The organism is Nocardia amamiensis (assembly GCF_015477605.1).
GTDB lineage: Bacteria > Actinomycetota > Actinomycetes > Mycobacteriales > Mycobacteriaceae > Nocardia > Nocardia amamiensis_A.
In genome coordinates this window covers 1-14,187 of record NZ_JADLQX010000017.1, presented here as the reverse complement: position 1 = coordinate 14,187, position 14,187 = coordinate 1, and the positions used below count along the sequence as shown (strand labels likewise).

14 protein-coding genes and 1 pseudogene are annotated in these 14,187 nt (G+C 69.3%); 10 read left to right on the top strand and 5 right to left on the bottom strand.

All coding sequences use genetic code 11. The annotated features are described in order from the left end of the window. Positions 1-19 precede the first annotated feature (19 nt). Complete coding sequence (locus tag IU459_RS22245) at positions 20-313, top strand: hypothetical protein (protein ID WP_195131496.1); 294 nt, start codon at positions 20-22, stop codon at positions 311-313. Positions 314-485: 172 nt separating this feature from the next. Here IU459_RS22245 and glnA read toward each other — a convergent pair whose 3' ends face one another. Next, positions 486-1,922 (bottom strand): type I glutamate--ammonia ligase, encoded by a 1,437-nt coding sequence (gene glnA, locus IU459_RS22240; RefSeq protein WP_195131495.1) that lies wholly within the window; start codon positions 1,920-1,922, stop codon positions 486-488. A gap of 252 nt (positions 1,923-2,174) precedes the next feature. Here glnA and IU459_RS22235 point away from each other — a divergent pair, with 252 nt between their 5' ends. Continuing rightward, positions 2,175-2,630, top strand: coding sequence for an RDD family protein (locus tag IU459_RS22235; protein ID WP_195131494.1), 456 nt, complete (start codon positions 2,175-2,177; stop codon positions 2,628-2,630). Positions 2,631-2,683: 53 nt separating this feature from the next. Next, positions 2,684-3,109: a YrdB family protein gene (locus IU459_RS22230; protein ID WP_324198985.1), complete on the top strand. Its 426-nt coding sequence runs from the start codon at positions 2,684-2,686 to the stop codon at positions 3,107-3,109. A gap of 39 nt (positions 3,110-3,148) precedes the next feature. On the opposite strand, the gene IU459_RS22225 is transcribed toward IU459_RS22230, so the two are convergent. Next, positions 3,149-3,883 carry a DUF4191 domain-containing protein gene (locus IU459_RS22225; RefSeq protein ID WP_195131493.1) on the bottom strand — a complete coding sequence of 245 codons (735 nt, stop codon included), beginning with the start codon at positions 3,881-3,883 and terminating at the stop codon, positions 3,149-3,151. A 55-nt stretch (positions 3,884-3,938) separates the two neighbouring features. Next, positions 3,939-4,409 (bottom strand): TY-Chap domain-containing protein, encoded by a 471-nt coding sequence (locus IU459_RS22220; protein ID WP_195131492.1) that lies wholly within the window; start codon positions 4,407-4,409, stop codon positions 3,939-3,941. A 220-nt stretch (positions 4,410-4,629) separates the two neighbouring features. Between IU459_RS22220 and IU459_RS22215 the strand changes: the two genes are divergently transcribed. The 3 genes from IU459_RS22215 to IU459_RS22205 all read left to right on the top strand — a co-directional run bounded on the left by IU459_RS22215 (position 4,630) and on the right by IU459_RS22205 (position 8,434). Continuing rightward, positions 4,630-6,225, top strand: a complete 1,596-nt coding sequence (locus IU459_RS22215; RefSeq protein WP_195131491.1) for a serine/threonine-protein kinase — start codon at positions 4,630-4,632, stop codon at positions 6,223-6,225. A 353-nt stretch (positions 6,226-6,578) separates the two neighbouring features. Beyond that, the gene (locus IU459_RS22210) at positions 6,579-7,319 is read left to right on the top strand and encodes a polysaccharide deacetylase family protein (RefSeq protein WP_324198984.1); all 741 of its coding nucleotides are present in this window, start codon (positions 6,579-6,581) and stop codon (positions 7,317-7,319) included. A gap of 8 nt (positions 7,320-7,327) precedes the next feature. Continuing rightward, positions 7,328-8,434: a glycosyltransferase gene (locus IU459_RS22205; protein WP_324198983.1), complete on the top strand. Its 1,107-nt coding sequence runs from the start codon at positions 7,328-7,330 to the stop codon at positions 8,432-8,434. A 58-nt stretch (positions 8,435-8,492) separates the two neighbouring features. Here the strand turns inward: IU459_RS22205 and IU459_RS22200 are convergent, their stop codons facing one another. Then, positions 8,493-9,503 carry a DMT family transporter gene (locus IU459_RS22200; protein ID WP_195131488.1) on the bottom strand — a complete coding sequence of 337 codons (1,011 nt, stop codon included), beginning with the start codon at positions 9,501-9,503 and terminating at the stop codon, positions 8,493-8,495. Positions 9,504-9,626: 123 nt separating this feature from the next. Here IU459_RS22200 and IU459_RS22195 point away from each other — a divergent pair, with 123 nt between their 5' ends. Genes IU459_RS22195 through IU459_RS22180 form a run of 4 tightly spaced genes read left to right on the top strand, consistent with a single transcriptional unit; the run spans position 9,627 to position 14,016 of the window. Next, complete coding sequence (locus tag IU459_RS22195; RefSeq protein WP_195131487.1) at positions 9,627-11,294, top strand: CocE/NonD family hydrolase; 1,668 nt, start codon at positions 9,627-9,629, stop codon at positions 11,292-11,294. Continuing rightward, entirely contained in the window at positions 11,291-12,661 is a 1,371-nt protein-coding gene (locus IU459_RS22190) for a M20/M25/M40 family metallo-hydrolase (RefSeq protein ID WP_195131486.1), read from the top strand. Before IU459_RS22195 ends, IU459_RS22190 begins: the two co-directional genes overlap by 4 nt. Continuing rightward, positions 12,658-13,554: an alpha/beta hydrolase gene (locus IU459_RS22185; RefSeq protein WP_195131485.1), complete on the top strand. Its 897-nt coding sequence runs from the start codon at positions 12,658-12,660 to the stop codon at positions 13,552-13,554. Before IU459_RS22190 ends, IU459_RS22185 begins: the two co-directional genes overlap by 4 nt. Before the next feature lie 9 nt (positions 13,555-13,563). Next, entirely contained in the window at positions 13,564-14,016 is a 453-nt protein-coding gene (locus IU459_RS22180; protein WP_195131484.1) for a 6,7-dimethyl-8-ribityllumazine synthase, read from the top strand. Between the two features lie 50 nt (positions 14,017-14,066). Here IU459_RS22180 and IU459_RS22175 read toward each other — a convergent pair. Then, positions 14,067-14,187, bottom strand: a pseudogene (locus IU459_RS22175) (IS5 family transposase); the annotation flags it as partial.

The window sequence follows — 14,187 nt, the reverse complement described above, 5'->3', positions numbered from 1 at the left end:
CCTGTGCCAGACTCCGCCGATGCGAACCGAATCAGTGGACGTGACCGAGGTCCAAGTGGGAGACGTCATCCGAGATCCGTTCGACGCGGACAACTGGAGGAGGGTGCGGGAGCTCGGCTACGACCTGCTGCCGAAAAACGACGGCTCGGGTGAATATTGGGAGCTGTTCGCCTTTATCGGTCCACTCGTCGACCCACCCGCCGACGTTGTCGAATCGGGCGATCAGCCGGGGTTCGATCGTTTCATCTTCCGCGAGGACGAACGCGTCATACGAAGAGTCGGATCCCGAATACCCCGTGGTCTGCCCTGCTGAGTGGTGGGATTCTCTCGCGAATGTGAAGACCCACCCGAACGCAGACGAGTCCACCCGCTTCGCGGCCAGATGCACTGATCGCGGAACGGATGGACTCGCCGACTACTGCGGACGAGCTGCGGACGGAATACCTGAGTAGCCACTCCGTCGCAGATCGGAGCCGATTGACGACTTACACGTCGAAGTACAGCTCGAACTCGTACGGGTGCGGGCGCAGGTTCACCGGCGCGATCTCGCTCTCGCGCTTGATGCTGATCCAGGTCTCGATCAGGTCCTCGGTGAAGACGTTGCCCTCGGTGAGGTAGTCGTGGTCCTGCTCGAGGCGGTCGATGACCGAGGCCAGGCTGGTGGGGGCCTGCGGGATGTTCTTGGCCTCCTCCGGCGGGAGCTCGTAGAGGTCCTTGTCGACCGGGGCCAGCGGCTCGATCTTCTTCTTGATGCCGTCCAGGCCGGCCATCATCATGGCGGCGAAGGCCAGGTACGGGTTGCCCGAGGAGTCCGGCGCGCGGAACTCGAGGCGCTTGGCCTTCGGGTTGTTGCCGGTGACCGGGATACGGACCGCGGCGGAGCGGTTGCGCTGCGAGTACACCAGGTTGATCGGCGCCTCGAAGCCGGGGACCAGGCGGTGGTAGGAGTTGACCGTCGGGTTGGTGAAGGCCAGCAGCGACGGCGCGTGGTGCAGGATGCCGCCGATGTAGTGGCGCGCCAGGTCCGACAGGCCGCCGTAGCCGGCCTCGTCGTGGAACAGCGGCTTGCCGTCCTTCCACAGCGACTGGTGCACGTGCATGCCGGAGCCGTTGTCACCGAAGAGGGGCTTCGGCATGAAGGTGACGGTCTTGCCTTCCTGCCACGCGGTGTTCTTGACGATGTACTTGAACAGCTGCAGATCGTCGGCCGCGTGCAGCAGCGTGTTGAACCGGTAGTTGATCTCGGCCTGACCGGCGGTGCCGACCTCGTGGTGGCCGCGCTCCAGCTCGAAGCCCGCGTTCTGCAGGTTGGTGGAGATCTTGTCGCGCAGGTCGACGTAGTGGTCGTACGGCGCGACCGGGAAGTAGCCGCCCTTGTTGCGAACCTTGTAGCCGCGGTTGCGGGTGCCGTCCGGGTTGAACTCCTTGCCGGTGTTCCAGGAACCCGAGACCGACTCGATCTCGTAGAAGGCGCCGTTCATGGCCGAGTCGTAGCGGATCGAGTCGAAGATGTAGAACTCCGCCTCGGGACCGAAGTACGCGGTGTCGGCGATGCCGGTCGAGCGCAGGTACTCCTCCGCCTTGCGCGCGATGTTACGCGGGTCGCGGCTGTAGGCCTCCCGGGTGAACGGGTCGTGCACGAAGAAGTTCATGTTCAGCGTCTTCGCGGCGCGGAACGGGTCGATGCGCGCGGTGCTGTAGTCGGGCAGCAGCAGCATGTCCGACTCGTCGATCGACTGGAAACCACGGACGGAAGAGCCGTCGAACGCTAGCCCTTCCTCGGCGAGGTCGGTGGTGAAGGCCTTCGCCGGGATCGAGAAGTGCTGCTGCACACCGGGAAGATCGCTGAAGCGGATGTCGACGTACTCGATGTCCTCGTCAGCGATGTACTTGATGACCTCGTCGGCCGTGCTGAACGTCACTTGTTCTCCTTACGGATCGGTTCCCAGCCAGTGTCGATTGCATGGGTTCGTCGCGACCAGACGCTATGGATGCCGTGTTTCCCTGTAGTCAAGCCCGTGTTTCGCCAGTGTTACACGTGCGTCTGGGCGGGTGGCGCCTACCACCCGGGCTCGAACAGCATGGTAGTCCTGCTGCCGCGGGCCGCGCGCGCCGACCTGAACTCCGCTTATGCGGAACCGGGCGGCCGATCGGGCGCGCCTATCCTGGGTTCCATGGCACGCATCACCGGCTCCTGGCTCTCCGGACCTCCGGCCGACCCCGGCGATCCGGCAACCCGCGAGTTCCCCGGTGAACACCTCGGCCTCCCGAAGACGGGAGCAGGTTCGCTGGCGGGAATGGGCCGCCGGATCGCCGCCCTCTTCGTGGACTGGATGATCGCGCTCGGCATCGCGGCGCTCATCGCGCGCAGCACGTCGGCGTCGAGCCTGACGCTGCTGATCTGGTTCGTCATCGGGGTCGGCGCGGTGACCCTGTTCGGCTTCACGCCGGGGCAGTACTTCCTGCGGCTGCGGACGGTCCGTATCGACGCGCCGGCGCCGGTCGGGTTCGTCCGGGCGCTGGCGAGGCAGGTGCTGCTGCTGTTCGTGGTGCCGGCGCTGTTCACCGACGCCGACGGCCGCGGGATGCACGACCGGGCAACCGGCACGGCGCTGGTGCATTCACGCTGAGCCGCCCGGCATCGGGAACACCCGCCGCCGGGTCACGCCGATAGGCTGCGCCGGTGTCGTTGAATCCGGTGATGCTCGTGGTCCGTTTCCTGCTCGAGCTCGTCGCCCTGGCGTCCTTCGGCGTCTTCGGCTGGCGCGCGTTCGAAGGGCCGTGGAATTTTCTGCTGGTTGTGGCGCTGCCGCTGGTTGCGGCAGCCCTGTGGGCGGTCTTCTCGGTACCCGGCGACCCGAGCCGGGACGGGCAGCCGAAGGTCGCCGTGTCCGGCACGACGCGCCTGGTGATCGAGCTCTCGGTGCTCGGCGGCGGGGCGCTCGCGCTGCAGTCGGCCGGTCTGCCCGGATGGGGTCTGGCGCTCGCGGTGCTGGTGATCGTCTATCACGTGCTCGCCTACGATCGGGTGGTCTGGCTGCTCACCCGCGATCGAGGCGGCAACCGGACACGCACGCCGTCGACCCGTAGTCCCGGGCGTCGACCATAGTCCCGGGATATAGCGCACGTCAGAAAGCCGGTGAACCGCTCAGCGGCGGCGGATCGTCCGCTGCACGCCGCGCATCTTGGCGCCGCTCGGCATCGGGCCCTTCGGCAGCGCGGGCCCGCTGCGTGCGCTGAGCGCGGCCAGGCGGCCTTCGATGAGCTCCATGCGCTTGGTGTCGATGTTGCGGGGCAGCTTGGTCAGGTAGCGCTGCAGGTCCTTGATCGGAACCTGGCCCTCGTCGTTGCCGATGACGACGTCGTAGATCGGGGTGTCGCCGATCAGCCGGGCGGTGCGCTTCTTCTCCTGGGCCAGCAGCGATTTCACCCGCTGCGGCGCGCCCTCGGCGACCAGCACGACGCCCGGCAGGCCGATCACGCGGTGCACCGCGTCCAGCTGCGTGGTGGCGGCGACGCCGTTGCTCACCCGCCACTTGCCCTGCAAGTTGTCCAGTACCCAGGCCGCGGCGCCCGCTTGGCCCTCGGCCTTGCGGTAGACGCTGCGCTGCACCCGGCGGCCGAAGATGATGAACGCGACCAGCGCGCCCAGCACCACGCCGAGCGGCACGAGGAACCAGGTCAGCCCGAAGATCAGGCCGATCACGACCGCGATGGCGGTGCTGCCGACCAAGGCGCCGATCATCAGCGGCAGCAGCAGCTTGTCTTCCTTGCGCTGCATCTGGAACGCCTGCCACAGTTGCCTGCGGCGTTCGCGCGACTGCTGCTTGCGGGCCGCTTTCGCCGCGGCCTTCGCTTCCTTGGTGGGCTTGCCTGCTGCCATGTCTCTCAGAATAGTGCCCAGGTAGTCGTGGCTTTGCCGTGGGAGCGCGGCCGGATCAATTCCAGCCGCGGCGCGCGATCGACCCGAGCACGGTGAGATCCAGATCACCGGAGGCCTCGGTCCAGCCCATCGCGCGCAGTTCCGCAGGATCGGCCACGCCGAGCGCGTCACGCAGGCCGACCGCGACCGAGCGGGCGAACTCGATCAGGCTGTCCGGCGCGATCGGCCAGAACAGGGTTCTGGTCCAGTTGCCCGCGTCGCGCCGCGGCGGCGGCTCATGCCAGCCGAGCGCCCGCAACTCCTGCGCGGCGGCGTCCGGTATCGGTTGGCTCAGGTAGTGGTCGCCCGCCAGCTCAGCGGACAGTTTGATGTCGTACTGAACGAATTGGACAAAGCGATTGCCGGGTGCGGCGATGATCAGCGTCGCACGCGAGGGCAGCTCCGACAGACACAGCGCCAGCGCTCGCACGAACCCGTCCCAGTCCGCGGTCACCGCCTCGCTCATTCTTCCCCCGGGCTTCAGCATTGGCCTGATCATACGCCGACCGGCTTGCGACAACAGGCTGATCACCTTGCGCCCCTGGCTACTTCACGTATGCCATAGCCAGATGAAATAGCTCGGCGCGCGTCGTCACTCCACGGCCGGGAGCTGCGATGTCCCGTCGATCACCTCTCGGAACGCCAGGCACCGAGCGTTCGGCAACGCCAGTCGTCTCGCGGCGAACTGCGGGCGATACGGTCAGGGTATGTCCGTGCGGAGCATCAGCGGTTCGTTCGGGGACTATTCCCTCGAACGGCTGCTGGGTCGTGGCGGTATGGGTGAGGTGTGGTTGGCGCGCGACCGTACCGGCAGCCCAGTCGCACTAAAGGTGTTGTCTGCGGCGTACTCCGCTGCCCCGGGCTATCGGCGGCGCTTCGAGCGGGAAGCGCGGTTGGGAGCCCAGGTGCGCAACTCGCACATCGTGCCGATCCGTGCTTTCGGCGAGGTCGACGGGCATCTGTTCTTGGAGATGGCATACATCGAGGGCGTCGACCTGGCCACGCGGCTGCAGTCGGGTGCTCTGGCGCCGGGCGAGGCCGTCGAGGTCATCTCCCAGGCGGCCGAGGCGCTGGATGCCGCCCATGCCGAAGGGCTTGTGCACCGGGATGTGAAGCCGGGCAATATCCTCCAGCACACCAGCGGTTTCGTGTACCTGATCGATTTCGGTATCGCCCGGGCCGCCGACGGCACCGCGCTCACGGCCACCGGTCTGGTGGTGGGCACCCTGGGGTACATGGCGCCGGAGCGCTTCACCGGCACCGTCGACGCCCGATCCGACGTCTATTCACTTGCCTGCGTGCTCTACGAGGCTCTCACCGGACATCCGCCCTACGGCAACGGTGACCCGGCACAGCAGATGCGCGCACACCTGATGTCCGCACCCCCGCGCGCCTCCGAGGCTGCCCGCGATGTCCCGCCCGCACTCGACGCCGTCATCGCCCGCGGCATGGCCAAGGAACCGGACGGACGCTACGCCAGCGCGGGAGAATTCGCCGCGGCGGCGCGCGGAGCCTTGGGGCTGCCCACATCGGCGCAACCGGCCCCGCCGGTCCTGGACGCCGCGGCATCGCACCCGCCGACCCGCGTCATGACCATCGCTGACTCGCCGCCGACCTCGGCGCACCGGCCGGCGTCGCGGACACCCGGCCCTCGGGGATTCTCACCTACCTCGATCGCGCATGCCGATTCCCGGCGAAAGGCCGTGCTCCGCCGGTGGGTACCGGTCGCCGCCGGGGCAGCACTCGTAGCCGCGGCAGCACTGTGGCTGCTGGGCGGCATCGGGTCCGACCCCGCTCCGAGCACGACCACACCCGAGGCGTCCGCCACGGCCTGGGCCGGTCCCCCGCTGCCCTCGGGTGACGCGCAGCCCGCAGAGGTTGGCGGTGCGCACGACGGAAACTTCGCTTTCACCGTGACCGATGTGGTTTCCAACGCCCACACCACTGGTTCCGCGGCCACAGGCGGTACCTTCACCATCGTGACGCTGACGGTCACCAACGTGTCCGACGGCAAGCAGGCTTTCACCATCGCCGATCAACGCCTGGTCACCACCGACGGCCGCTCCGTCGCCCCCGACGCGGCGGCCACCGCCGGACTCAACCCGTCCTCCGACGACTTCGACCAGATCGATCCCGGCGGCACCAGCACCATCCGGCTGGCCTTCGACCTCTCCGGCAAAGACGAGAAGAAGGACGACAAGAAGAAGAACGAGAAGAAGAGCGACCGAGCAGACGCCGTCCCGAGCCACCTGGTCCTCCACGGCAGCCCGTCGTCACCCGGCGTGACACTGCCGATCCGCTAGCCGCCGCTCCTGGCGACGGCACCGCCGGCGAGCCTCTCGGCGCCATCCGCGACGACGGTGTTTCGTCGGCCGACGGGCTGCCGTCGCCTCCGGCGGCCGCGAGTCGCTCGACCCGCTGCAGGCCGGCCGGGTAGCCGCCGATGTCCCCGGAGCCTGCAGCCGATCCCCTCCGACCGCACGGGCCACGTGCGGTTACCCGACCGGACCGGCGCATCGGCCCGTGCGCGTGCGAAGCCGATCGACCTCGGCCTCGGGCACATCTGCGGGCGCGAGCAAGGGGACTATCGGATCCTTCAGACGACCGCACCGCGCTGTTCAGCTCGCGGCTACCGGGCGGTGTTACCTTCCGGAACGTGTGTGCGCGGTTGGTGGTGAGCGTCCATGACGTCGCACCGGCGAGTGCGGCGGAGACGACGCGCTGGTGCGCCGACGCCGATCGGTTCGGAATTCCCGTCTCGCTTTTGGTGATTCCCGGTCCGTGGCGGGGCATGCGGCTGTCCGGCGATCCGGACTACGCGGCATTCCTGCGCGAGCGTCGTCAGGGTGGCGACGACATCCTGGTGCACGGGTGGTCGCACCGGGCCGGGCCGGAGGGCGGATGGCCGCGCAGGGCCGTCGGGTACGCGGTAGCGCGCGGCGCGGCCGAATTCGCCGCGCTGAACGTCGCGGAGGCCACGGCCAAGCTGCGCGCCGCCACCGCGGTGATGACCGAATCGGGGCTGCACACGACGGGTTTCACACCGCCGGGGTGGCTGGCCTCGCCCGGCGCGGAGCAGGCGCTGCGCGCGGCGGGCTTCACCTACACCACCTCGCATTTCGGGGCGAAGCAGTTGTGCACCGGGCGCCGGTACCGCGGGTTCGCGCTCTCCCACCGGCCGGGTGGAGGCTGGTCGGAGCGGTTCGGCGCGGCGATGGTGGAATCCGTGGCGCTCCGGACCGCCGAACGCGGCGGGCTGGTACGACTGGCACTGCACCCCGACGACCTGCACCGGCCCGGCCTGCGGGAGACCACGCTGCGGGCCATCGACGCGGTGCTGGGGACCGGCGCACAGGCGACCACCTACGCCGAACTGGTCGGATCGGCGGTCGGCTAGTGCGGATCGTGCAGATCGCCAACTTCTACACACCCGCCTCCGGTGGTCTGCGCACCTGTATCGACGAGATCGGGCGCGGCTATTCGGAAGCGGGACACGACCGTGTGCTCGTCGTGCCCGGCCCGCGCGACGATGACGAGCACACCCCGTCCGGACACCGGATCACGGTACGCAGCCCGAAGTTCGGCGACGCGGGCTATCACGTGCTCACCGCCCGCCGCACCCGCGCGGTGCTCGATCGGCTCACCCCGGACGTGCTCGAATGCAGCGACAAACTCAGCGTCCGCTGGCTCGCACCGTGGGCGCGCGCCGCGGGTGTCCCGCTGGTGTTGTTCTCGCACGAACGCATCGACGCCATCCTGCGCTCCCGCGTTCCGCGCGGGTTCCCGCTCACCGCCGCGGCCGATCTGGCCAACCGCCGCCTCTGGGTGCGTGCCGAGAAAGTCGTGGTCACCTCGAGTTTCGCCACCGCCGAGTTCGATCGTGTCGGCGCGCGCAATGTGCGCCGGGTTCCGCTCGGCGTCGACCTGGAGACCTTTCACCCCCGAAGGCGCCACGTCGCCGCGCACCCGGATGATCCGGTCCGGCTCGTGCTGGTGAGCAGGCTGTCGCGCGAGAAACGCGCCGAACGCGCGATCCAGGCGGTGCGCGTCCTGGTCGACTCCGGTCTGCGGTGTGCGTTGTCCGTCATCGGCGACGGACCGCTGCGTTCCCGCCTGGAGCACCTGGCGGCCGGTCTGCCTGTCGTCTTCCACGGTCATCTCACGGACCGATCCGCCATGGCCGCTCTGATCGCCGACGCCGACGTCGCGGTCTTCCCCTCCCCTGCCGAGACTTTCGGCCTCGCCGTCCTGGAAGCGCTGGCCTGCGGCACACCTGTGGTCGTGCCCGCCGCGGGCGCCGCGCGCGAGCTCGTCGGCGATCCCGGTTCCGGCGTTGTCTGCGACGGCTCCCCGCACGGGCTCGCCGAGGGAGTCCGCGAACTGCTCGCGCTGCCCCCGGCCCAGCGCCGCCGCGCGGCTCGTGCGGCCGCGGAACGCTTTCCCTGGTCAGCGACGGTCGACGGCATGCTCGCGCTCTACGCCGACTACGAGACCCCGGCCCGCTCAGCCTGACGGCCCTCTTCGCGCCGGTTCGCCTGCTGATACCCGAACCGACCGGGTGACGGACTGGCTATCGGCTGTCCGGACCGGTCGGCCGGTCGATCGAGGACACCATCGCCGTCTTCGATGAACCGCTCGACGCTGCCCAACGGCTGGATCGACCACGACCGGACCGCATGCTTTTCGATGCCGCATCCGCGCACCGGTCCCGTTCGTCGTGCAGCGTCGGGGAGTTCGCCAGTAACGCGACACCGGCGATGACCAGGGTGGCCGCGCAAACCAGGAGCGCCGGACGTGGTTGCACCGTCGCCGTGAAGAGGATCGACCCGGCCAGGTAGCTGACCACCGGGTCGGTGATCGTCATCGCCGTCAACGCCGTGGGCAGCGAGCCGCGGGCGTACGCCTCCTGGGTCAGCACACCGCCCAGGAACGCCGACACCGGGATGCCCAGCAATGCCCAGCTCGGGTCGGGCAGCCTGCTCGTCGCCAGCACGACCAGCACCGCCGTCGTGGCGAAACAGCAGCCGGCGGCGACCGCCACCAGCGCGGAGCGCAGCTGCGTGGAGCGGACCACTCGGGACGCGCCGAACAGCAGGACGATCGCTATGATCACACCGCCGCCCGCCTCCGGCAGATGCCCGGTTTTCACCGCGAAGTGCGCCGAAACGCCCTGTGCTACCAGCAGAATCAGCCCCGCGCACACTGCCGTCGTCCCGGCCCAGTCCCGCGCGAGCAACGTGCGGCCACGCCGCAAGGCCGCCAGTGGCAAGGCGAACAGCAGTTGCACGACCAGCAACGCCTGCACCACCGCGATGCCGCCGAAACGCAGCGCGACCGCGTGTACGGCGAACCCCGCCACGTTCGCGCCCTGACCGGCCAGCCAGCGGGGATCGGTGAGCACCCGGCGGGCGATCGCGGCGATCAGCAGGAACCGCCCCTGCCCGGAGTCGGTGGCCGCCTGCCGCGCCGCGCCCTGTTGCAGCGCCGCCGACACCGCGAACAGTAACGCGGCCAGCAATGCCAGGGTGACCGTCGCGACAGCGTCGATCGACCCGGCACCGAGTTCACCCTTTGCTGGCACCGTGCCGATGCTGGTCCACCTCGATGAACACAGGATGGCGTCCGCTCGGCGCGGGGACGACGGCTCGGCCGACCACCCCGGTTCCGGGGGCTGGACGACGCTGCGGGCAAACTCGATAGTCCAATGGTGACCGAACGACCCGTCCTGCTGCGCGCCCTGTGCGGGCTGCTGCTCCTGCTCGGAGCCATCACCCCGGTTACGGCGAACGCCGAGCCGCTCCGGGCGCCCTTCCAGTGGAAGCAGGCGTTCATCGACAGCGAGGACGGCACCCGGCTGCACGCCGACATCCTGCGCCCGGCGGGTGTGTCCGAGGACACCCGCACTCCCGTCATCCTCACCGTCAGCCCGTACCGCGCGCATCTGGCGTACCTGAGCGAGCCGCGCGTGACCGGTGGCCCGTCCACCGACAACCTCAGCGCCGACCTGTTCCTGGCGGCGGGCTACACCTACGTCATCGTGGACCTGCGCGGGTTCGGCGGCTCGGGCGGCTGCCCGGATTTCGGCGGCCCTGGCGAGCGCGCGGATGTCGCGGCGGCGGTGGAGTGGGCGGCCGAGCAGCCGTGGTCGACCGGGAAAGTGGGCATGTTCGGCGTCTCCTACGAGGGGTGGACCGGGCTGATGGGGCTGGCCACCAAGCCGGAGGGCCTCGCGGCGGTCGCTTCGTTCGAGCCGGTCGTCGACCCGTACTCCTACCTGTACATGCAGGGCGTCTCATGGAAGTTCTCCGGGAAGCCGATCACCGAAAAAGGCGTGCGCCCAGCTGATTTCGCCGGCTTGGAGCATCTGCTCATCGCGTCCACTCCGCCGCGACCGGAGGACGGCGGCGAATACCGGTCCAACGCGACGCAATTGCCGTGGCAGTGTTATCAGAACTATTTGACAGAGATCGGCGATCACGCCCCCGACACACCCTTCTGGCGCGAGCGTGATCTCGTCGCGCCTCTGCGCGGCAGCACCATTCCGCTGTTTCTCGGTCAGGGCTTCGTCGACTACAACACCCGCGCCTACCGGGTGTTCGACCTGTGGAACGGCCTCGGCCCCGGTGCGCACCGGGCTTGGTTCGGTCAGTGGGGCCACCGCACCTGCAACGACAAATGCGGCACACCGCATTTCGACACCGAACTGCTCGCCTTCTTCGACAAGCACGTGGCGGGCCGCGACGTCGAGATTCCCGGACCGCGGATCACCGTCGGCCAGTTCGACGGCCGCTGGCGTGCGGAGACCGCGTGGCCGCCCGCCGACGCGCAGCGAGTCTCGGTCGAGCTGCGGCCCGGCCGCTACACCGACCGCGGCCTGGTTCCCGGACCCGACCGCGAGTTCTGGTCGGTGTCCGCGCCACTGGCCCAGGAGCAGCACCTGTCCGGCATCCCGACCGCGACGCTGCGCCTGAGCGGCCCGGCCACCGCGACCGTCGCCGTCGAGCTCTACGACATCGCGCCCGACCTGCACGCCACCGTCATCACCCGCGGCATCGCCCCCGTCGCCGACACCGCCGAAATCCGGTTGCTCGCCCAGGATTGGCCGATTCCGGCCGGACACCGGATCGGCGTGCGCGTCACCGACGTGGTCGACGACGTGTGGTCGCATTCCCCCGCCTTCGCCCCGGTCACGGTCGCGGCGGCGAGTGTGGAACTGCCGCTGCTGACCGGCACGCGGCAGCCCGACCTGCCCGGCGGACTCACCGAGGGCATCGTGAAGTGGCGAAACGAGAAGACCATCGCCGTCGAACCCGACATGTTGAACAATGCAACGGTGTCCCTGAATTTGCCGAACCGCACCAGTACCCCATGACCGAACCTGTCGACGATCCGACCGCCGAACGCTTCGCCGCCGCGCTGCGGTGCGCGACCGTGTCCACCGACGACCCGCGCGACGCCGACGACGCCGCGTTCGAGCGCCTCGACGCCCACCTCCAGCAGTCCTTTCCGCGGGTGCACGCCGAACTCGAACTCCAACGGTTCGGCCACAGCAGGCTGTACCGGTGGCCGGGCAGCGAACCCGGCCGGGTCGCCGCGATCCTGCTCGCGCACCAGGACGTGGTGCCGGCCGACAATCCACAGCGCTGGACCCATCCGCCGTTCGCGGGCGTGGTCGACGACGAATACATCTGGGGCCGCGGCGCGATCGATGACAAGAGCCGCGTCCTGGCCATTCTGGAGGCGGTCGAGTCGGCCCTCGCGGCGGGCGTACGGCCCCGGCACACGGTGTATCTGGCGTTCGGACACGACGAGGAGGTCTTCGGCGGAGACGGTGCCGAGCGGATGGCCGAACATCTGCGGCAGGCGGGCGTGCACGCGGACCTGCTGCTCGACGAGGGCGGCGTGATCACCGCCGGCGTCGTCGACGGCGTTCGGCAGCCGGTGGCCACGATCATGCTGGGCGAGAAGGGCTACGCCACCGTCCGGCTGTCGGTCACCGAGGTCGGCGGGCATTCCTCCATGCCGGGCAAGCAGACCGCGGTCGGCCGGATGGCGCGCGCGGTGGGCCGGATCCAAGACCACCCGATGCCGCTGCGCCTGACGCCGGTGATCGCGGACATGCTGGCCAGGTTGCGGGAGGTCCTGCCGGAGCCGCGCCGGCGCCTGCTCGGTCTGGCCGGCGTCGCGGCGCCGGTGATCACCCGGGTGATGGCGGCCCGGCCGCAGACCGAGGCGCTGGTGCGCACCACCGCAGCGCCCACGGTGATCCGCGGCGGGGTGCGGGCCAACGTGCTGCCGCAGCACGCCGAGGCGTTGGTGAACTTCCGCATCCTGCCGGGCGACTCGGTGGCTTCGGTGCTGGCGCACTGCCGGAAAGTGGTGCGCGACAAGAGTATTCGGTTCGAATTGGTGGGGATGTCGGCGGAGCCGTCGCGCATCACCGGCCCTGGTCCGGCATTCGACGTGATCGCGGGACTCGCCCGCGCCGTCGTTCCAGGGATCGCGGTGACCACCGGCATCGTTCCGGGTGCGACCGACTCCAGGCACTACGACGATCTGGCGGCCACCCGGTGCAACTTCGCCCCGATCGTGCTGGACGAGCGCGACCTGGCCTCGATTCATGGAACCGACGAGCGTCTTTCCCGGGTCAACTACGCTCGACTCATCGAGTTCAACCGGCGGCTGATCGAGCACTTCGCGGCGACCAGCGCGCCATCGACGTCAGGAGCCGACGCATGACGACCGAGCCGACGGCGCGCGACGCCACGCCGACCGAGCCGCCCGCCGCACCCGCGGTCCGCACCGACTCGGGCCAGTTCGACGGCATCGGCAGCGGGGTCGCCTGGCGGGCATGGCTGCCCGAGGGCCCGGCGCGCGGCGTGATCGTCCTGGTGCACGGCGTGGCCGAGCACTCCGGGCGCTACGCTCACGTCGGTCAGCGCCTGGTCGGCGCGGGTTTCGCGGTCTACGCGCTGGACCACATCGGCCACGGCAAGTCGGCCGGCGGCAAGGCCAATATCGGCTCGATGGAGGGCGCCGCCGACAACGTCGCCGCCATGCTGTCCATCGCGAGCCGGGAGCAGCCCGGCGTGCCGCGCTTCCTGGTCGCCCACTCGATGGGCAGCCTGATCGTGCTGTACCTGGCCACCAGGGCTCCGATCGACGTGGCGGGCATCGTGCTGTCCGCGCCGCCGCTGGACATTCCGGTGGGTAACCCGCTGCAGCGCATGCTCGCGCCGGTGCTGAGCAGGTTCACCCCGAATCTCGGTGTGCTGAAACTGGATTCCTCGCAGATCAGCCGTGATCCGGCGGTGGTCGCGGCCTACGACAACGATCCGCTGGTCTACCGGGGGATGCTGCCCGCCCGCACCGGCGCCGAGATGCTGAACGCGACCCATGCGGTCAAGGCGCGGCTGGCGAAGCTCGACGTGCCGCTGCTGGTGCTGCACGGCACCGCCGACGCGATCGCCGCGCCGTCCAGTTCGGATCTCATCGAACGGGGCGCGGGCTCGAAGGACCTCACGGTGATCCGCTACGAAGGGCTCTACCACGAGGTGTTCAACGAGCCCGAGCAGGACAAGGTGCTCGACGACGTGGTCGGCTGGCTGGAAGCGCACGTTACCGGCCCGTAGTATCCCGGCATGGGAACTACCGGATCCGTCGCGTTCATCCGCGCCAGCTGGCACAGCTCGATCGTCGGCAAGGCGTACGAGGGCTTCGTCGCCGAATACACCGACCTCGGCTTCGACCCCGCCACCGTGGACGTGTACGAGGTGCCGGGCGCCTTCGAGATCCCGCTGCACGCCAAGCGCCTCGCACTCTCCGGCCGGTACGCGGCGATCGTGGCGTCCGCGCTGGTCGTGGACGGCGGGATCTACCGGCACGATTTCGTCGCCTCGGCGGTGATCGACGGGCTGATGCGGGTTCAGCTGGACACCGACGTGCCGGTGTTCTCGGTGGTGCTCACGCCGCACCACTTCCACGAGCACAGCGAACACGTCACGTACTTCACCGAGCACTTCGTCACCAAGGGCGCCGAAGCGGCTCGCGCCTTGGCGAGCACGCTCAGCTCGCTGCGGTCCCTTCCGGTGTAAGCGACTAGGCCCTGTGTCGAAGTGATGAGGGCGGGCCTGGTGGCCTGCCTTCACTCGTTTCGGAGCCATTGGTTGATCACGGCGATGTGGATGGTGGCCAGGTAGCGGACGGCGAGCTTGTCGTACCTGGTGGCGACGGCGCGGTGTTGTTTGAGCTGGTTGATTCCCCGT